Below are 20,561 nucleotides of genomic sequence, written 5' to 3' on the forward strand. Positions count from 1 at the left end.
AACAACATTCTCTAAACTTCTAGTTTTTACTAGGAGTTTTTTATATATAAAATTTTTACACATATTTCTTGACAGGGCTTTCAACTTGAGATACAATATATTTGAAAAGAGTATATATAAAATTTTTATATAATATAAAGGAGGTTTCCCATGTACTTCCCAACATCCTCTGCCTTGATTGAGTTTCTCATCTTGGCTGTACTGGAGCGGGGAGATTCTTATGGTTATGAGATTAGCCAAACCATTAAGCTCATTGCCAATATCAAAGAATCTACGCTCTATCCCATTCTCAAAAAATTGGAAGCCAGTGGCTTTCTGACCACCTACTCTAGAGAGTTTCAGGGGCGTATGCGCAAATACTACTCCTTGACCAATCGGGGCGTAGAGCAGCTCGTTACTCTAAAGGAAGAGTGGACGCTCTATACCGACACCGTCAACGGCATCATAGAAGGGAGTATCCGCCATGACAAGAACTGACTATCTGACTCAGTTAGAAACCTATCTCCATAAACTGCCTGAAGCTGACCGCATCGAAGCCATGGACTACTTTAAGGAACTATTTGACGATGCAGGTCCAGAGGGCGAAGAAGAGCTCATTGCTAGTCTAGGAACACCAAAAGAAGTAGCTCATGATGTCCTCTCTAATCTCCTCGATAAAAAAGTTAATGAGGCACCTGCTCAAAAGAATGACCGTCAACTGCTACACATTGCCCTACTTGCCTTACTAGCAGCCCCTATCGGCATTCCGGTCGGGATCGGCATCCTCATGGCCATCATCGGTATTTTTATCGCAGCTGTCTCCGTCATTCTAGCCTTTTTCACCGTTTCGGTGACGGGTATCCTACTGGGCGGACTCTTTATCGTAGAGAGCTTTAGTGTCCTAGTCGAAGCCAAATCTGCCTTTATCTTGATTTTCGGGGCTGGTTTGCTTGCTATCGGTGCTTCTTCTCTTGTTCTATTAGGCATCTCCTATGTAGCTCGTTTCTTTGGCCTCCTGGTCGTCCGCTTGGTGCAATGGATTCTTAAAAAAGGAAAGAGAGGTGACAGACATGCGTAAATTGACGAAAGGATTTCTCATTTTTGGTGTGGTTTCTACAATCCTTGGTTTTATCATGATCATTGTAGGGGCCCAGTCCAATGGTATTCAAAGTTTGCTTGCCATGTCAAAAGATCCCATCTATGACAATCGTACCGAAGAAGTGACCTTTGGAAATGAAGTGGAAAAACTTGATTTGACCCTTGAAGAACATAGCCTAACCATCACAGAGTCTGTAGATGACAAGATCCACATCACCTATCATCCGTCAGTGTCTGGTCGTCACGATCTGACTACTGGCATGAGTGACAAAACACTGAGCATCACTGACAAACAAGCCTCCCAACATCGTTTTCTCGGTTCAGGAATCGAAGGCCTACTTCGTATCGCCAGCAACTATTCTCATCGTTTTGACGAAGTCGTTCTCTCCCTACCTAAAGGAAGAAAGCTGCAAGCTATCACCGTCTCAGCCAATCGTGGACAAACTAATATTCGTCAAGCCAACCTTGAAAATGCGACAATCAAAACAAAAAGCTACCACTTAAGAATAACAGAAAGCTCCATCAAGAACAGTACACTAACGACACCTAGTATTATCAATATTTTTGATACAGAATTGACAGATAGTCAAGTCAAGACGGAGGGGGGGCACATCTATGCTGAAAATATCCAGGTTCACGGCAAGGTTGAACTAGACTCTCATAACGACTTAAGACTCTTTCTTTCTAAGACAGAATTCGATCGTATCAATCTAGATATGTCTTCTAAGCACGGCGGTATTTATCGTAAAGCACAAAGAGAACATCCTAAACAAAAAGAGAATGAACTTGCCAACCCTTATAAAACGGAAAAAGCAGATGTCAAGGACCTGCTCATCATAAAAGCCAATCAGGATATCTACCTCCCCAAGGAAGAAGAGTACTCTGCCCCACCTAGAAATCATTGACAAAAACGCTTTCATCTGCTAGTCTAAAGATAGAAAAGTACCATAAAAAAGGAGGTTCCACCATGACACAAGAATGGTTTGAAAGCGCCGATCTTGAGAAGAAATCAGCTCAGACGAAATCGGAAATCCAGCCCGACCAACCAGAGACTTCGGAAATTGTGGAGACCGAACCACAAGTAAGCGAAGAAACAGCTGTCTCACCTAAAGAGTCGGAAACGCATGAGGAGGAAACTCCCGAAATAATCGGGGAAACCCAAACCGAGGAAGAGGGAGAAGGGAAAGAGGAACGCAGCCAAGAAAACTCTGTAAAAGAGAAAAGCATCCTCAGCAAAGCTTTAGAGAGCCCCTATATCCCAGACATTGACCCCCGTAAAACTGCCCGATTAAAAGAAGAAATCGCACTATTTTGGTCTTGGCTACTGGATGCTATCCAAGAACCAACTGCCAGCAAGACTACGGATCAAAAGCATCGTTATAGTGTCTTTGCCCTACTCACCTTGCTGTCGTCAATCAACCTTTTCTTTAGTATCTATCATATCAAGCGCCTCTACTATGGCTATATGATTTCTATTGCTAATAGTTCTCCTAACCAGCTCCCACCTTTGGATCTCTTTGCTGGGCTTTCGATTCTGGTCGCTAGCGCTCTATTTTACTTTTCCATCATTTTGGGAGGCTTTACTGTCCGACATGTGCTGGATCAGGAGAGCGACTTTACATTCCAAGAAGCCTTTGATCGGTATAGCAGACTCTTTGCTATCCCACTTGTCCTAACGGCTCTAGCAAGTTTCTTTGCACTCTTTGGTGGCTTACGATTTGCTGGTATCCTCACTCTTCTAAGCATGGCCATCTTTGCCCTTGGAAATCTCTTTGTGATTAGCAAGCCAAGTAAGACCAGTAGCCTCGACCCATTTTATCGATTCCTGCTAGCTGTCTTACTTGATGGCGCCATTCTCTTACCCTTCTTCATTGCAGAGCTCGCGCTGACAGTGGACTACCTTCGCATCCTGACCTTCTTTTAATCAAAATCCCTGCCATTGACCAATGACAGGGATTTTTATGCTTACTCTTTTTTGAACAAGGCCTATTCAATGGTTGCCAATCCTTCAAAATCTTTTCCTAGGATGGATTTTATTTCTAATTGATTAGCATCTAATTGCTGGTAAAATGCTTTTGGTAGTGACTCTAGGAATTTTTCATAATCCAAGCGAGCGATGGCTTCATAGTCTTCGGCTTTTGAACCATCACCAGAAATCGCCACTAGGTCAATCTCCCAAACAAGTTCCTTGCCTGCTAGCTGCTCAGTATAGTGCGCCGGTACAAAGGGTTCCTTTGGCAAAATCGTCTTGACTCCCTGGGCTAGGTGGTAGATACCATGCACCTTGCCTTGGGCGTCTGGGTAAAATTTCACACTGGCAAGGTAGGCATCAGATCCTTGAACCTTCTTGACCAGCTCTTCAAAACGTGCCAATCCATCCTCATCCAAAAAGCTCTCAAGGTATTCCTTGTTGAGATAGATAGGGGACAAGAGTCCTTGGCAATATACTAAACGAACTGCCTTATCCGCTAAATATTGCTTGACCGTTTGTCGGAAATAAGTTTCAAAGTCAAAGTCTTCTAGCCCTTCTACCACTTGCCCCAACTCGTTTGATAAGGCTTGGAGGAGAGCTTCTACAATCTCCCAGTCTGCTCTGGTAAGGAAGTCTGGAATCACCACTTGATAACCTTTTCGACTATCCGCATAGTTCACTTTGAAGAGAAATTGCGATTGACCTACAATCCCACACTCCATGTATTCGAGACCATTGAGGGGCTGACGGAGATAGACTGCATCATAACTATGCGACTCCAAGCCCTCCACCAAGGCCAAGATAGACTTGGCAGTCAAGACCTCCTGTTGTCCTAGAATGCTTTCTTTATTTGGGATAAAAAATGTTTTCGCCATAATCGGCCTCCTTTGAAATCGTTTACATACAGTATACCCTATTTTCCTGAAAGATACAGAAACAAATTTTAGATTTTTAGATAAAAAGCATAGAAAAACAGCCCCTGAAGGCTGTTTAATCTTATACAGTAGCTGCTTGATCCAAGCTTTCACCGATAGCGGCTAGGCGCTCAACAACTTCAGCTTGTGTTAATTCATTTTCTGAAACATAGCGGTTACGTGGGTGAACACGGCACTCGTGTGAGCATCCACGAAGGTACTTGTCTTCATTTTCTTCTGATGTTAGGATACGACGGTTACAGAATGGATTTCCACAGTTGACATAACGTTCACATGGTGTTCCATCAAACCAGTCTTTTCCTACGATGGTTGGGTTGACATGGTTAACATCTACGGCAATACGCTCGTCAAAAACGTACATTTTTCCATCCCAAAGCTCACCTTGAACTTCTGGGTCTTTACCGTAAGTTGCGATTCCTCCATGCAATTGACCGACATCTTTGTAGCCTTCACGGACCATCCAGCCTGAGAATTTCTCACAGCGAACGCCACCTGTGCAGTAAACTACGACACGCTTATCCATGAATTTTTCCTTGTTATCACGGACCCATTGTGGCAACTCACGGAAGTTGCGGATGTCTGGGCGGATAGCCCCACGGAAATGTCCTAGGTCGTACTCATAATCATTACGTGTGTCAAGAACAACTGTATCTTCGTCAAGAAGAGCTTCTTTGAACTCTTTTGGAGACAAGTAAGCACCTGTTGTTTCAAGTGGGTTGATGTCGTTGTCAAAGTCGTTATCTTCCAAACCAAGGTGGACAATTTCTTTCTTGTAGCGAACAAACATCTTCTTGAAGGCTTGTTCACTTTCTTCGTCAATCTTGAACCAGAGGTCTTCCATGCCTGGGAGGCTGTGAACGTAGTCCATGTATTTTTGAGTTGTTTCGTAGTCACCTGAAACAGTCCCGTTAATTCCCTCGTCAGCGACTAGGATACGGCCTTTAAGGCCGATTGATTTACAGAAAGCCAAGTGGTCTGCAGCAAATTGCTCTGCGTTTTCAATTGGAGTATAAAGGTAGTAAAGTAAGACACGAATATCTTTTGCCATAAGATTTGTTCTCTTTTCTATTCTTAAATTTTCAGAATTTTTCATTCAACTATACTAGTATACCCACTTGGGAAAACGAATGCAATTTATTTGACCGGAAATTATATAGAGAGACCTGCCACTGCACTTCATCAGTAACCATACCGAATCGCAGATAATTTTCTCAATTTTTTTATCTGCTCAGCTTGACTTTCTGACAAAATCAGCTTATTGTCAATCAATACACGCGCAAGATCAACATTCATTTGACTCAGGACAAATGGAACAGAGGTCCCATCGTCCTTTAATCGTCTTTTATAAATAACTAACTGATTTTTCAATGGAGCAAGCTGAGGCGCAGCCTTTATATCTTCCAATAGATGATCTATGATAGTCATGGCTTCACAACGCCTTTCTCTACCTCCAGCGAACCATTTTAATGGTGTCATTCTCATTTTCCTCCTGAAACTCGCTTATAAATTGAAAAACTATAATTCCTAACTCTCATGCTAATATTTTACCCAAACACCCTATGTAAAAAAGTCAGCAAAAATGGCAAGGTCGCTACAATATTATTGATCACATGCACCGCATAGGAAGGATAAATGCTCTTGGTATAACGGGTCAAACCAGCAAAGATGATTCCAACTGTTGCAAAGACGAAAACATCTAGCAGACTAGGCAGGTTTGAAAAATGAGGGAGAGCAAATAAAATAGACGGAAGGATCAAATCAAGACCAAATCTCGAATCTTTAAAGAAGGCATGTTGAAGTAATCCTCTATAGAGCAACTCTTCCATCAATGGCCCCAGAAAGAACAAGGTTATATAGAGACCTAGCTCGGCAAAGTTAGTCCCACTATAACCGATCAATACGGCCCAACCTTCAGCAGTTGACTGAACGTGTTTAGCTGTTTGAATATTAAAAAATATATGAGCTACCGCTACTAGGGCTGTTAGGATTGAATACCAGAGCCATTTTTTTCTCGAAACGCGAAAAAGATAGCCATGGCCTGTCTTAACAAGAATCCCAATCATAACTCCACTAAATAGCAAACTCAAGATATTTCGAATCCAGAAGAAATTTCCTATCTGAGAAGAAAATTGCCAATAGTTTTGGACGATAAGAGTCAGCTGAGAAAGACCAAATACGAAAAATAGGTAAGAGAAGACACCACTCATTTTAAAAAGAAGACGATACCTTTTCATGATAGACCTCCTGTAGATATATGTGTATCCCATCACCTAAACTCTCAGAATTGCTACTTTCATCTTTGCATCCTAAAAATCACTACCTCCCCTAGAGAACTAAGGAAGGCAGTGATCACATTTTTAGGAATTAGGAATGAATACACGAAATCAATCGATCTTATGATTTTTTGTTTTTCAAGAATTCGTCGTATTGTTTTTGCATTTCGTTCAATACTTTTTCGTAGGCACCTTCAGATTTCAATTTTTCCATCAATTCTGGGATTGCTTTATCTGGGTCTACAGTACCAGTGTTGATAGCTGTATCGAATTGTTGCATTGTGTTAGAGATTGCTGAAATTTCAGATTTGACACTGTCAGTGTTAAAGATGAATCCAAGCGCTGGAGATTCTTTAGCTTCTGCCAATTGTTTCTTAGAATCTTCGATTTGTTGGTCTGTAACGTTTTCGTTGATGTAAAGGATCCAGTTGTTACCAGTGTTCCAACCTGACATGTGAGTGTTTCCTTTGTATCCATCAAGGACGCGAACACGGTTTTCTTTACCTTCAACTTTTTCCCAGTTCTTGCCTTCTGGACCGTAAACAAGTCCGTTCAAGAGTTCTGGGTTTGTGTTCAAGAGATTCAACACTTCCATTGATTTTTCTTTGTTCTTAGAGTTGTTTGAGATGACAAAGTTAGCAACTTGTGTTGTTTGATTTTTCTTGATAAAGTTAGTGATTGGTTTGATTTGGATGTCTTTGTTAGCAACACGTGAAAGCAAGCTGTTACCATAGTCAGCTGGTCCTACTGTTTCTTCACGAACGAACCAAGTATCTTGTTGAAGGTCAAATGAAGTGTCGCTTGTTGCTACGTCTTTTGGAATATATCCTGCTTCATAGAATTTGTGAAGAGTCTTCAAGTGTTCTTTGAAACGAGGTACTTCGTAACGGTTTACGATCTTAGTAGTATCTCCTTCAAGGTCGATAACGAATGGAAGTCCATTTGGCACTGGGTAGTCAAAGTTATCAGATGGGATAAAGTTCTTCGTAACCGCAAATGGTACTACGTCTGGAGCTTTTTCTTTGATTTGTTTCAAGACTGGTTCAAGTGTTTCGTATGAAGTGACACCTGAAATGTCAATGCCATATTTGGCAAGAAGAGCGCCGTTAAAGGCAAAGTTTTGAGATGATGCAACGTTGGCTGCAACTGGAACAGCGTAAATCTTACCGTTTACAGTGTTCCCTTTGATGTAAGCTGGGTCAAGTGCTTTGTAAAGCTCTGCTCCTTCTTTCTTGTACAATTCTGTCAAGTCCGCATAAGCACCTTTTTGAGCATTTACGACATAGTTATCTGCAAAAGCGATATCGTAGTTTTCACCTGATGATGTGATAACTGACATTTTCTTACCGTAGTCACCCCATCCAAGGTATTGGATATCCAATTTAGCACCAACTTTTTCTTCGATGATTTTGTTAGCATTTTCTAGCAATTCATCCAAGTTGTCTGGTTTGTCACCGATTTGGTACATTTTAAGAACAGGTTTGTCACCTGAAGCTGAGTCAGCAGCTTTTTTGTTGTTACCTGAAAGGTTTCCACAAGCGGCAAGGCTTGCAGCCAAAGCGACTACGCTAGCAGATGCAAAAGCATATTTTTTCCAGTTTTTCATGATAAAAACTCCTTTTTTTATTTTTAAACTTATAAACGATTTAATGATTTGTAACTTCAGTCACTAAGATGAAGTTGGGAAGGGAGAAACGGTGTTTCTCAGCAAGTGCTACTCTTTCACACCACCGATGGTCAAACCTTTTACAAAGTAGCGTTGGAAGAATGGATACAGAATCGCGATTGGAAGGGTTGCAACCACAACCATGGCCATACGACCTGTTTCTTTTGGAAGAGCGACTCCCAGTTGGCCAGATAGGCCGACTGCTTTTGCAATGTAGTCCATATTTTGCTGGATTTGCATGAGCAAATATTGCAATGGATACAAGTTGTCACTCTTGATGTAAAGAAGGGCGTTGAACCAGTCGTTCCAGAAACCAAGAGCTGTCAAAAGCGTGATAGTTGCGATACCTGGAAGTGACAATGGTAAACAGATCTGGAAGAAGATCCGTGCTTCACTGGCACCATCGATACGAGCAGATTCTAGAATGGCTTCTGGAATGGTCTTCTTGAAGAAGGAACGCATCAAGATGATGTTGAATGGTGAGAGAAGCATTGGAACAATCAAGGCCCAAACCGTATCACCAAGTTGAAGCAAACGAGTCACCACGATATAGCCTGGTACCAAACCAGCATTGAACAACATACTGAGAAGGGCAAAGATTGTGAAGAATCTGCGGTACTTAAAGGTTGTCCGTGAGATGGCGTAGGCATAAGTGGTTGTAATGAAGACGTTGGTCACTGTTCCGACTACGGTTACAAAAACTGAGATAAAGAGCGCTTGGAGAATCTTATCTTTAAACTGAGCTAAGAACTGGAATCCATCTACACCAAATTTCGAAGGGAAAAAGCTATATCCATACTGGAGGATGCTCTTTTCGTCTGTCACCGAAATGATGATAACGAAGATAAAGGGCAATATACAAGAAAGAGCGATCAAACCAGAGATGATACTAAAGAAGATATCTGCTTTCTTACTGAAGGAGTGAATGCCGACATTATCGATTTTTTCTTTTTTAATTTTCTTTTCTGCCATATTCTCCTCCTTTCTAGAACAAAGCTGAGTTTGGATCGACTCGTCTTGCAAGCAAGTTTGATAGGATAACCAGAATCAAACCGACAACGGATTGGTAAAGACCGGCTGCTGAAGCCATACCGATATCTGCTGTCTGAGTCAAACCATTAAAGACATATACATCCAAAACGTTGGTTACATTGTAAAGCTGACCAGCATTGTGTGGGATTTGATAGAAGAGACCAAAGTCTGCACGGAAGATATTTCCGACTGCAAGGATGGTCAAGACTGTTACAAGCGGAGTCAACTGAGGAATGGTTACGTTGCGAATACGTTGCCACTTGCTAGCCCCGTCCACTGTTGCTGCTTCGTAGTAGGTTGGGTCAATTCCCATGATCGTCGCATAGTACATGACACTGCTATATCCAAAGCCTTTCCAAATACCAAGGAAAAGGAGAAGGTATGGCCAAATGCCTAAGTCAGCGTAGAAGTTGACTTCCTTCATGCCAATGGATGTTAGGAAATGGTTGAAGACCCCTTTGTCAATGTTTAGGAAAGCATCTGTAAAGAAACTAATGATAACCCATGACAGGAAGTAAGGGAACAACATAGACGTTTGGAAAATCTTAACCATTCTCTTAGAGCGAAGCTCGCTGAGGATAATGGCAATTCCTACTGATACAATCAAACCGATAAAGATAAAGCCGAGATTGTAGAGAACGGTATTTCGAGTGATGATAAAGGCGTCTTTTGAACTAAACAAGAATCTGAAATTATCTAACCCGACCCATTTACTATTCACAATACTATCTATGAAACCATTACTGGTCATATGGTAGTCTTTAAAGGCGACCACATTCCCAAATACTGGAATGTAAAAGAATAGAATCAACCAGAGTGCCCCTGGTAAAACCATCAAGAGAAAGATCCAGTTATCTCTCAAGGTCTTTGAAAACTTTTTCATAATTTCCTCCCTTTTTATTCCTAAAAACTGATTTCATCGAATTTTTAGGTTTGATAACGATTACATTATTAGTATACTCCTATTTGAAGGTCAGGTTAAACTACTAATTATAGAAAAAACTCCACAAATTATTTTATGTGGAGAAGTTTTTTATAAGAAATAGGTTTCACGAGAAACACTTTGCATGCGATAAATGTATTTCCGCTTTACTAATTGAAAACTTGTTCCAATATTGGGTGATGAAACTCGACAAAATGAATCTGGGCATTTATGATAGCCCCTGATTCATTTTTATCAATCTCTGGTCTTCCTTCGGTGTGTAAAAGAGCAGGATTACCATCCTTGTAGCCAAAGAGAATCACCTCTGTCTCTGCTTCATTCACATAGCAAGCTAAGATTTCAAACCGCCCAGAACCTGAACCTGCACTATACCCATACCATTTAAAAGTATAATTCACCCCATCTACTTGTCCAAATTGCATTATCTGGTCTGGCACTGCAAGTCCATAGTAGTGACCATATGTTGCTAAGTTAGTTGACTTAAATCTTTCACCTTTACTATCCGAATAGGATTCCATGGCTGTTTTTATCTTGTCTATTAAAGAACTATTATCTGTATCTGGCTCGCTCTCTGTAGTTACACTTGTTTTTAATAGAAATTCCTTAAAACGTCGCGCTAAATCTGTATTCTCAGTCTCTTCAAAATTTGCAGTAGGGATAGTTTCCAGTGTCTTATCGGCATGCAAGACCTGTGCTTGCCCATCCTTCAGTGTAAATAGGTAGAAATGTTTGTTCTGCTTGTCATAGTAAGCATCCAAAATCAAGTAGGCATAAGCATTGTCACTCGATACTCCAAAAACATTCCATTTGACACTTTTCTGAGAGACTGTTGTAGTTTCTAATTTTTTGATTAGTTCATTTTTTTCATCAAAGTTTGCATGCTCTAGTCTATGATAGGACTGCCCCATAGAAGAAGCCCAGCTTGCAAACTCTTCCTCCCACTTTTCAGTATTGTATTGAATTAGCTTCTGAAAACCCAAGTAATTCTTCATAATCAAGGCTTGATCAGTCGGATTAGATAACTCAAGTTCTTCCATGGCTGCAACTGTAGCAGCCATAGGTGACTGAACAGTTGTATCCTTGGATTCTTTTTCGTGCGAAAGAGCCTTTTGATAGGAATCTGCTAAATAGTGAAAATAGTTGGTTGTCTCCTTGGTTTGTTGCTCCCTTGGTATGGACGGACTAGTTGCTCCATCCTCTGTCGTTTTATGGCAGGCAGATAAGACTAGCATGCTAGTAGCTAGGACTAGTAGTAGCTTTTTCATGGTCAGACCTCCAAACTATCTTTCTACCTTCATTATACTCCTTCCCTATCTCCAAATCAAAAAACATCTCCATGTATTTAAAAGGAGATGTTTAACTGTTTGTGATAAATGCCTAGCCTATGTCGTATAAATCGTCGATGCGGTCGCAATAGTGTGCCACTGGTTGGCTGTTGTGGCTGCGAAGTCCTTGTCTGCGTAGAAGTCAGTAAATGGTAGGATTTCAACTTCTAGCTCGTCGATGCGGTCAATCTGCCCTGCCAGATAAGCCTCGATACGACTTTCTGCTCGTTTGATACGTTGCAAGAGTCCGCCCATACGGATATCGACTGTATCCAAGCCAAAGACCTTGTTTTCTTTCAACCATTGACGGCTAAAGAGGGCATGGAATTGTTCAATCTCGCTTCTGAGTTTTGGTAATTCTTGTCTGGCGATTTCTTGCAGACTTTCTTTATCGTTTGTTTGGTAGGCCTGACGAATGCGTCGTCCCACATCCACTTTACTGCTTAAAATCTGGTTCAACTGAGCCTGTGTTTCAAAGAGATAAGCATAATTTCCTGCTTTTTCTTTAATTTCAGCAAGCGTCTCAGCAGCCTGAGCGAAGTGCGGTTTGTCCTGTTCAGGTGTCATGTGTCTGTCAAGAATCGGGCAAAGAACATCCTGATAAAAGACATAGCGGTTGGGATTGATACCACTGAGATTGCCTGGCAAGTCTGGCAAGAGATTGGCAAGGTCAATCTGCACAAAGTCCTCAACTGACAGACCTGTATTGGTCTTGAAGTGAGCAGACAAACGGTCTAGGTCATTGCGGTAGCTGAGTTCTGCCCAGATTTGCAGACTTGGTAGAATAGAGAACTGGGCAGTTTCTCCACCATTGTCCCCCCAACCCGTTACAATGACTTCTTTGATGTCATTAGCACGACAGGATTTGTTGGCTTCAAGAGCAATAAGACGGCTGAAATGGTTGTTGGGTGTGAAACCGATCCACTTCCAAGCACCACCTGCAAAGGCAAGGTCATGGCTAATCTTGTGATGGTTGCGGAAATTGCGGTTGTATTTTTCCTCGCTATCCTGATAATAATCCCAGTAAACCAAAGTTACACGGTCTTTGAGACGGTCTAGGTAGACACGAGTTTCCTCTGGAATTTTCACATCACGGTCGTACTGGCCATCCGCTGACATGAGTTTGAAGAACATATCACTCCACATCTGGCAGTGGAAACCATACTTGTCTGCAATATCTAGCACGCGCTCCAAGTGTTGACACATGAGGAGACTACGATCTACAACGCCGTTCAAGATAAGGTAGCGTCCCAAACCAACCAAGTGGGCTTCATCCATCCCGATATTGACCTTGCGAGTCTGCAGTTTAGATAGAGTGGCAAACATGCCATCAATCAGGTCATACACCTTTTCTTCGCCGATAAGGAGAATATCCTCCACATCACGGAGTTCTTGCACTTCCTTAACGCCCCATTTGACGAAGGCCGACAAGTGGGCCAAGGTCTGGATGCAAGGCACAAAGGTCATGTCAAACTGCTGGGCGTAGGCTTCTATTTCCTGCAACTCCTCTGCTGAATAGGCGCCACGGAAGTAACCAAAGTAAGGTTGCCCCTCAATCTGATAGGTGTCTTCCATGTAAAGTTCAAAGGTTGAGTAGCCCATGAGAGCCAAGACCTCAATCATCTGCTTGGCAGAAGCCACATTCAGAACCGCATTTCGAGAACAGTCTGCCATGTAGGCCAAATCTTCATAAGCTGCCTGCTCCTCAATCGCTACTTTATCACCTTCTACTAGAGCTGTTGCCAATAAGGACAAGGTGCGGTAAAGTTGGTGAGGTTTGTGATAAGTCAGTTGATAGTGGCCTCCCTCACCCTTGATAGAGATAGAGGCTTGGTCAGACTGAGCGACTGCAACTTCCACATCTGGTAAAGAGATATACTTTGTCAGTAAGTCGATTGCCTGAGTTTGTTTGGGACTAAGTCCTGTAAATGTCACCATTGGTTTTCCTCCTGTAGCCAGTTGACAAGGGCACCGTAGAGATTGGCATCTGCATGATAGGTGCAGGCTTGGATGACAGGTGCGACCGTGTATTCTTCGTAGGTTTCGACAAATTCATCGACAGCCTTTTTGACACCTTGGATGAAGTCTGGATTTTGGCTAATAGAGCCTCCCAGACTAATGACATCTGGGTCGATGAGATACTGAATATTGAGCAAACCTTGCGCCAGATTACGGTTCATGCGCAAAATAGCTTCTTGACAAAGAGCATTACCAGCTGCGGCCTCTTGGTAAATCTTGCGTCCGTCCCAGTCAGTCTGACCAGATTTTTCAATCACGTATCGCACCATATTTCCAGTTGACGCTAGTTGCGACCAGTTGTTGAGCTTTTCTGCTGGTGCAATGGTTGTCATGTAGCCAAACTCTCCTCCCAAGCCGTGGCGACCTCGGTGAAGCTTGCCATTGATAATCATGGCGCCGCCGATTCCTGTACCAATCACGACACAGGCTGCATTTTCAATTTCTGGGTGAGCTAGCAATTCACTAAGCCCAACACAGTTGGCATCATTTTCTAGATGGACAGGTAGCTGATGATGAGCAAGTGCCTCATACCAAGAAAAGCCATGAATATAAGGTACGGCACTGATTCCCTCAATCACACCTGTTTCTTGATTAACCGCGCCTGGAACGCTCATAGCAATGCCCTTATAATCTTGTTCTGCCAAGCGTTGGTCTAGCCAAGTCAGTAAAGACTCCAAGTTTTCTGGCGTCGGAGTACTTGTCTTATCTAGTATTTTTCCATCAGGAGTTAGACTAGCAAATTTTATACCGGTCCCTCCGATATCAATGGTTGCAATGGTCATTGTTCTTTACCGTAAAAAGGGGCGAATCAGTAGTTAGTCCTTACTCTTTCGCCCCTCCTTTCTATCTCATAGTATTAGTTATCAAACACTTTAAAACTGTTAAATGTCTTCTTTTTTGATTAATTCTGTGCGAATCTCTTGTGGTGCTAAGAGTCCTGAATGAACTGGATATGGTCGCTCAAGCAAATCCAAAATGGTTTGTTGGTGTTCTGATATGCGCACATTTTCTTGACTCATATTGTAGTAACGGAGGACATATCCTTCTTCATTTTCAGCTACCTTAAAGGCTGTTGGGCAGACTTGTGGCAAGCTGAGCGCCGCATGGCTCAAAAGGCTACCAGTCGCTGCAACACTTCCTTCTTGTTTAGCAACTTGAAGACTAGTGAATGGTGTTTGGAAGGCTTTGGCACGACGGAAGGCTGAGAATCGTTCTTGTGCTTGGTGGCATTCGAGAGCAAACTCAACTTCAAACTCACGCAAGCATTGAGCCTCTGGTGTTGGGAAGTAACCCCAGTCACCTAGCTCACCTGATGCACGAAGAATGGTCACTGCAATGGTGTCATCTCCAAGGATTTCATACTCGTGCAATCCTTTATTGGCCACTGTCACCCCTTTTTCATCATCATACAGACTGACAAAGGCTTGTTGGTGTTGAGGATTTTCAGGATTTTCCCATGAAGCCGCTGGTTTATTTGGTCGTGTCACCACCTCATAAATGCTTTCAGAATCATTGCTTGGACGTGTGTTATGAGTCTTGACCAAGAGACGGATACGGTGGTCCTTAGCGGTGTTGGTAAAGCGAGTCTTGAAGCGGATTTGAGGATTGTCAACAAAGACGGTCATCTCTGTTTCCAGAAGAATGCTTGTCAGTTCATCTGAACGTCCAGCTTCACGCGTCATAAACTCAATGATGCCTCTTTGTTCCGCATCCAGTTTTTCATCTGCACTTACTGGAATTGTCAATTCATGCTTGAGCAAGATCTTGGCAAAACGAGCTGTATTTTCCAAGACCTCATATCCTTTCAGCTCGGCGTAGATAGGCTCTGTTCCTTTTGGTTGGAAGTAGATATACTCATTTCCGATATCACCACGGTCTTCAAAGCGAACAACATCTTCATACGCTTCATGAGTTGTCTTGTCGTAGACTGTGATATTTTCATCCACACTGACCGTTACAAATGGCGTATCAATCACTCCATTTTGGTAAATACCGTCACGGTGTTCCTGTTCTCCTTCGAGCAATTGGAAGGTTGTCCAAGAAAGTGGTGCCAGATGAACAGGTACTGTCACGCGCACTTGTCGAGCGATACGAGCCTGACGGAACTTGTCTTTTGGCAAATCATACTCAAAGTTAGCTCCCAGATCTTCGATTTTCGCTTCTACAGCATGCCCTTCTAAGTCTTCGACACGGTAGCACGGCAAGGTCAAGGCTGCCATCTTCTTATAGCCTTCTGTTGGGTGCAATTCTTTGAAATCACAAGTCGCCACATCAATCACTGTGCTGACCGTATCAACCTTGTCATGCAAGCCTGTGTTAATGACGGTAAAGAGATGGTCGCTTTGGGCTTCGTGGGTTGCGATTTTACCCTTCCACTCGTTGAGAAGATTGGTTTTAACGAAATTTCCGACTTGGTTGACCTTGGCAAAACGTGTCTCCATCTCACGGTGAACCTCGTCCACGCTACAGCCACAGATACTGTCATGTGGCGCATTTTGTAGAAGGACTTTCCAAGCATAGGTCAACTGGTCCTTATGGTTGTGCCCGCCAGTGATGACAGTCAATGGCTCCACTACTTGTTCTAGGAGATTGCTATTTTCTTGGAAGGCTTGTTTGAGGTAAATGCGTGATGAGGAAGTGTTGGCAAGCGTGTACCAACCATCTGTTTCCTGACTTGTCAACTCACCTATAACCGTTGATAGTTGCTCCGGCAGAGCACTTTCTACTGCGTGGATATAGTCATCAAATGAACTATGCACAAAGGTCACATCTGGGAAGAGTTCATTTGCCACACGAATAGCTTCGCTCAGATTTCGCTGTACAGGCTGGTGGTCACATCCGTTCATCATCAACCATTGGTTGGTCGAAGCGTAGTCACGCACGTCTGACAATTTTTGTTTCCAGAAAGTTAGGGCCTCGTCCTTATCAACTGGGATTTCATTCCCGTTACTGTACCAGTTGGCAAAGAGGATACCGAGAACGCGACTTCCGTCCGCACCCTGCCAGTACATTTCTGAAAACTGGGAAGTAAACTGCTCATCTTCGAGGACTTGGTTGTCAAATCCAATCGGCTTCACACCACGACCAAAGGCTGCCACGTGAATGCCTGATTTTTGAAGGATTTGGGGAGCTTGTCCCATATTTCCAAAGGTATCTGGGAAGTAACCAATCTGGGTTGATTTGCCCCATTTTGCACATTCAGCTTGACCAATCAAGGTGTTGCGGACGTTGGCCTCGCTGGAAATCAAGTAATCATCCTGCAAGATGTAAAAGGGACCAATTTTAAGTTTGCCTTCGTCAATGTAACGTTGGACCTTGTCGCGATTTTCAGGGCGAATTTCCAAGTAGTCATCTAGGACAATAGTTTGTCCATCCAAGTGGAAACTCTTGAACTCAGGGTCATTTTCAAAGAGATCAAAAAGATTGTCAAATAATTCCACCAACTGCATCCGGTGGCTTTCAAAAGGTAGATACCACTCACGGTCCCAGTGACTGTGTGAGATAATATGTACAACAACATTTTCCATGAAGTAAAACCTCATTCTAACTTAAATTTTTTAACGTTTTAAATGTAAAGGTGTGATTCTGACACGAATCGGTGAAACTAAAGCGCGCTCCTTATCCTCAATGAAAATCAAAGAGCAAACTAGGAAGCTAGCCGCAGGCTGCTCAAAGCACTGCTTTGAGGTTGTGGATAGAACTGATGAAGTCAGTAACCATACCTACGGCAAGGCGAAGCTGACGTGGTTTGAAGAGATTTTCGAAGAGTATTAGCGAATATCTAGGTAATCCAAGACCAACTCACAGAACATCATGTTGGCCCAAGAGAACCATTCACGTGAGTAAAGCGTTGGGTCGTCAACGTGGAAGCTTTCGTGCATAACACCTGTACCACCATCGCAGGCAACCAGCTGATCGAGTAAGAATTTCTTCTCGGCCTTATCTCTTGTTGTCAAGCCTTGGATAGATAGGGCAATCGGCCAGATATAGCGATAAAAGGTATGAGAACTTCCGAGACCACTAGCATATTCTCCTTGGTAGAAGTATGGATTTTCAGGGCTCAGAATGGTGCGACGAGTTGCTTGATAAACTTCGTCTTCAATGTCGCAATAGCCCAGATAAGGCGCCGCCAGCAGACTCGGTACATTTGGATCATCCATGATACTAGCATTGCCTAAACCATCCACTTCAAAGGCGTAAATCTTTTCTCCCTTGCTGTTAGTGGTGTAGGCGTAATTTTCGATGCCTTCTTGAATTTCAGACTGGAGACGCCTAGCATCAGCAATAATACTCTCACTATCAGCTAGGTCTAGTTCTGTAAAGATTTCTTGCACGTACCCCAAGACTACTACAGCAAACATATTGGACGGAATCAAATAGCTATACTGGCAGCAGTCATCACTCGGGCGAAAGGCTGACCAAGTCATACCTGTCACCGCAAAGGCAGGTCCAAAACCATCATTTACCAGAGTGTCTTCCTTGCGGTCTGTATCCCGAACGAAACGATAAGGAGAGTTATTGTGGTCTTGTTCTACCGTCCAGAGATGAAGAATTTCCTTGGTCGCTGCGACAAAAGTCTCATCAAACTGACTGGTCTCGCCAGTCTCTTTCCAAAGGAGATAAGCCAGTTGCAAAGGATAGCAAAGTGAGTCCACCTCGTACTTACGCTCCCAAATCCAGCCATTAAGCTCTGTGTGGTCAGTCCCGTGGTGGCCCTTCCAGTTTTCCTCAATGTTAAAGGAATTGGCATAAGGATCCTTGAGCACCAAGGTCATCTGACGCTTGACCAAACCTGCAATGGTCTGACGCAAGAGAGGATCTCTTTTAGCCACATGCAGGTAGGGGCGTAGCTGGGCTGTCGAATCCCGAAGCCACATGGCAGGAATATCCCCTGTCAGTACAAAGGTCGAGCCATCTTCGAGGATTTCAACTGTATTGTCCAAGGTGTCCGTATAGCAACGCTCGAAGACGTCCACCCACTCCGGATGGTCCTTAGCCCGCTCCACTACTTCGTCTAGCCATTTTCTAACAATTTCTTTCGAATAAATCATCGTGCAGTTTCCTCTTTCAAACAAGTTTCATGTTCAGTATATAGTTTTTGAGACAGAAAATACATACACAAATGATAGTCATTTTTCTACAAAATTGCTTACTTTCGAACCCCATATCTAAAGGCCTCATTTTTCTGATATGAATGTAGAAAAACAGCTAAAGGAAAGACTATGAAACCACTACTTGAAACCATTGATACCCGCTTTGGGACTGCTAGCAAGCATGCCTTTTCTCGGGGAAATACCCTGCCCTACACAGGCGTCCCTTTCGGGATGAATTATTTTGTTCCCCAGACCAGCGATCAGGAGGGTGCTTGGTTTTTCGATCCGCATCTGCCCATCTTTCAGGGAATTCGATTAACCCACCAGCCCAGTCCTTGGATTGGGGACTATTCTTGGCTACTTTTGACACCTGTCATAGGCCAGCTAGGTGGAGACAGTCTCTTTCACCGCCAGTCTTCCTATGATATGGATAAGGCCTCTTTCCAACCTCATTATCTGAAGATTTCCTCCCTGCGCTATCAGATTGAAAGCCAACTGACACCGACTTGCTATGGCGCTTCTATTCGTTTGGAGCAAAAGCAAGGCAAAGCCCTCGCCCTCTATCTTCACGCAGCAGATGAACTGACAGTCAAGCAAGTAGATAAGCGAACTCTTTCCCTACGACAAGAAGGGAAAACTGAGACTAACAAAAATCTACTAACTATGTTCACTGCTCTACAAATGAATACGGATATTCTTGCTGTCAGCCAAGAAGGTGGAGACTGGCGAATTGACCTGACAGATAGTCATGCTGAAATCCAGCTAGCAACTTCTTTCATATCGCCTTCTCAAGCTCTGCTTAATCTACCTCAAAAGGACTTTGACAGCTGTAAAGCAAATGCCCAAGCAGACTGGGAAAATCTCCTCCATCGTTTTGACATACTAGAGACAGGAGAGGCTGACCGGACCTTCTTTGACCACTGCCTCTACAGACTCTTCCTCTTCCCGCAGACTTTTTATGAAGTGAACGAGTCAGGGCAAGCCATCCATATGGACCTGACTACTAGTACTGTCAAGCCTGGTGTCCTCTTTAGCAACAATGGTTTCTGGGATACCTTCCGCACCACCTTCCCCCTTTTTGCCCTTCTTATACCGGAACACTATCGTCTCTTTTTAAAAGGCTTTCTCAATAGCTACCGCGATACTGGTTTCCTGCCAAAATGGCTGGCCCCAGATGAACGTGGCATGATGCCTGGTACCCTGCTAGATGGCATTATCGCAGACAGCACCTGCAAGGACATGGCCCCCGACCTAGAAGAAGAACTCCTCCAAGCCATGCTTGAAACAGCCACCAAGTCTGACCCTCTCGGCATCAATGGTCGTCACGGACTAGCCCAATACCAAGAGCTTGGCTACCTCTCTACCGACCACCACGAAAGCGTCAGCCATACCCTAGACTATGCCTATAGCAACTTTTGTATCGCTAGCTGTGCCGAAAAGCTTGGTCAGAATGACATCGCGGAAACTTATAGAACTTCGTCACAAAATTACCGCCATCTATTTGACGCTGAGACAGGTTACATGCGTGCGCGAGATAGCCAAGGAAACTTCCGCCCTGACTTCTCTCCTTATGGTTGGGGACGCGACTACGCCGAATGCTCTGCCATTCAAGCGACTTTAGGCGTCTTACATGACATCCCAGGTTTAATCCAACTTATGGGTGGAAAAGAAGCCTTTAGCCACTATCTTTTGAAAGCCTGTCAGGACGCTCCTCTCTTTGAAACCACCGGCTATGGTTACGAGATTCATGAAATGAGCGAGATGGCTACCGCTCCTTTTGGGCAAATCGCCATTTCCAACCAGCCTAGCTTCCACATTCCCTATCTCTTCCGCTACAGCGACTACCCTGACTATACCGCTCTTCTTATCAAGACGCTCCGTCAGAAAGCCTTTCACCCAAGCTGGCAAGCCTATCCTGGCGATGAAGACAATGGTAGTCTCTCTGCTTGGTACATCTGGTCGGCTCTCGGATTCTATCCGACCTGTCCGGGCAAGCCCAGCTACGATATCGGAATCCCTCTCTTTGACCGCCTCCGTATCTACCTGGCTAAGGAAAATAAATGGCTGGATATCCATGCCGAGCAAAACTACAACCACTTCAACTTTGTCAAAGAATGCCGATTGGACAAGTCCCCAGTATCTAGCATCCAACACCAAGACCTCTTGAAAGCTGAGCAACTGACCTTCACTCTCAGCTGGTTGCCAAGTCACTCATAACCAAAAGAA

The 20,561-nt window shown here is 43.5% G+C and carries 17 protein-coding genes; 5 read left to right on the plus strand and 12 right to left on the minus strand.

Features of this window, described 5'->3' with window-relative positions; genetic code table 11:
- Positions 1–150 precede the first annotated feature (150 nt).
- The 4 genes from GOM48_RS09305 to GOM48_RS09320 all read left to right on the plus strand — a co-directional run bounded on the left by GOM48_RS09305 (position 151) and on the right by GOM48_RS09320 (position 3,001).
- Positions 151–477 (plus strand): PadR family transcriptional regulator, encoded by a 327-nt coding sequence (locus GOM48_RS09305; protein WP_000273866.1) that lies wholly within the window; start codon positions 151–153, stop codon positions 475–477.
- Complete coding sequence (locus GOM48_RS09310; protein WP_235097484.1) at positions 464–1,057, plus strand: DUF1700 domain-containing protein; 594 nt, start codon at positions 464–466, stop codon at positions 1,055–1,057. Before GOM48_RS09305 ends, GOM48_RS09310 begins: the two co-directional genes overlap by 14 nt.
- Positions 1,050–1,982: a DUF4097 family beta strand repeat-containing protein gene (locus GOM48_RS09315; RefSeq protein ID WP_235097486.1), complete on the plus strand. Its 933-nt coding sequence runs from the start codon at positions 1,050–1,052 to the stop codon at positions 1,980–1,982. The genes GOM48_RS09310 and GOM48_RS09315 overlap by 8 nt, the downstream gene beginning before the upstream one ends.
- A 62-nt stretch (positions 1,983–2,044) precedes the next feature.
- On the plus strand, positions 2,045–3,001 hold the full coding sequence (locus GOM48_RS09320) for a DUF6574 domain-containing protein (protein WP_235097487.1): 957 nt from the start codon (positions 2,045–2,047) through the stop codon (positions 2,999–3,001).
- Positions 3,002–3,063: 62 nt separating this feature from the next.
- Here the strand turns inward: GOM48_RS09320 and GOM48_RS09325 are convergent, their stop codons facing one another.
- The 12 genes from GOM48_RS09325 to GOM48_RS09380 form a co-directional block, all read right to left on the minus strand.
- The gene (locus GOM48_RS09325) at positions 3,064–3,924 is read right to left on the minus strand and encodes a DUF4299 family protein (RefSeq protein WP_235097490.1); all 861 of its coding nucleotides are present in this window, start codon (positions 3,922–3,924) and stop codon (positions 3,064–3,066) included.
- Between the two features lie 121 nt (positions 3,925–4,045).
- The gene (locus GOM48_RS09330) at positions 4,046–5,032 is read right to left on the minus strand and encodes a rhodanese-related sulfurtransferase (protein ID WP_001030024.1); all 987 of its coding nucleotides are present in this window, start codon (positions 5,030–5,032) and stop codon (positions 4,046–4,048) included.
- A gap of 131 nt (positions 5,033–5,163) precedes the next feature.
- Positions 5,164–5,460, minus strand: a complete 297-nt coding sequence (locus GOM48_RS09335; protein ID WP_162284875.1) for a bacteriocin immunity protein — start codon at positions 5,458–5,460, stop codon at positions 5,164–5,166.
- A 68-nt stretch (positions 5,461–5,528) separates the two neighbouring features.
- Positions 5,529–6,218 (minus strand): CPBP family intramembrane glutamic endopeptidase, encoded by a 690-nt coding sequence (locus GOM48_RS09340; RefSeq protein WP_235097492.1) that lies wholly within the window; start codon positions 6,216–6,218, stop codon positions 5,529–5,531.
- Between the two features lie 160 nt (positions 6,219–6,378).
- Positions 6,379–7,863: an ABC transporter substrate-binding protein gene (locus GOM48_RS09345; RefSeq protein ID WP_132972859.1), complete on the minus strand. Its 1,485-nt coding sequence runs from the start codon at positions 7,861–7,863 to the stop codon at positions 6,379–6,381.
- 108 nt (positions 7,864–7,971) lie between these two features.
- Positions 7,972–8,895 carry a carbohydrate ABC transporter permease gene (locus GOM48_RS09350; protein WP_000818344.1) on the minus strand — a complete coding sequence of 308 codons (924 nt, stop codon included), beginning with the start codon at positions 8,893–8,895 and terminating at the stop codon, positions 7,972–7,974.
- A 13-nt stretch (positions 8,896–8,908) separates the two neighbouring features.
- A complete protein-coding gene (locus GOM48_RS09355; protein ID WP_000714584.1) occupies positions 8,909–9,838 on the minus strand; it encodes an ABC transporter permease in 930 nt (309 codons plus the stop codon).
- 209 nt (positions 9,839–10,047) lie between these two features.
- Positions 10,048–11,163, minus strand: coding sequence for a DUF4767 domain-containing protein (locus GOM48_RS09360; protein ID WP_235097494.1), 1,116 nt, complete (start codon positions 11,161–11,163; stop codon positions 10,048–10,050).
- Positions 11,164–11,280: 117 nt separating this feature from the next.
- Positions 11,281–13,161, minus strand: coding sequence for a beta-N-acetylhexosaminidase (locus GOM48_RS09365; protein ID WP_235097496.1), 1,881 nt, complete (start codon positions 13,159–13,161; stop codon positions 11,281–11,283).
- Positions 13,155–14,024: an ROK family protein gene (locus tag GOM48_RS09370; RefSeq protein ID WP_235097497.1), complete on the minus strand. Its 870-nt coding sequence runs from the start codon at positions 14,022–14,024 to the stop codon at positions 13,155–13,157. Before GOM48_RS09370 ends, GOM48_RS09365 begins: the two co-directional genes overlap by 7 nt.
- Positions 14,025–14,123: 99 nt before the next feature.
- Positions 14,124–16,769 (minus strand): alpha-mannosidase, encoded by a 2,646-nt coding sequence (locus GOM48_RS09375; protein WP_235097499.1) that lies wholly within the window; start codon positions 16,767–16,769, stop codon positions 14,124–14,126.
- Positions 16,770–17,012: 243 nt separating this feature from the next.
- Positions 17,013–18,293, minus strand: a complete 1,281-nt coding sequence (locus tag GOM48_RS09380; RefSeq protein WP_235097500.1) for a glycoside hydrolase family 125 protein — start codon at positions 18,291–18,293, stop codon at positions 17,013–17,015.
- A gap of 171 nt (positions 18,294–18,464) precedes the next feature.
- Between GOM48_RS09380 and GOM48_RS09385 the strand changes: the two genes are divergently transcribed.
- Complete coding sequence (locus tag GOM48_RS09385; protein WP_235097502.1) at positions 18,465–20,552, plus strand: GH92 family glycosyl hydrolase; 2,088 nt, start codon at positions 18,465–18,467, stop codon at positions 20,550–20,552.
- Positions 20,553–20,561: the final 9 nt, after the last annotated feature.

It is taken from the genome of Streptococcus oralis (genome assembly GCF_021497885.1).
Lineage (GTDB): Bacteria > Bacillota > Bacilli > Lactobacillales > Streptococcaceae > Streptococcus > Streptococcus oralis_BQ.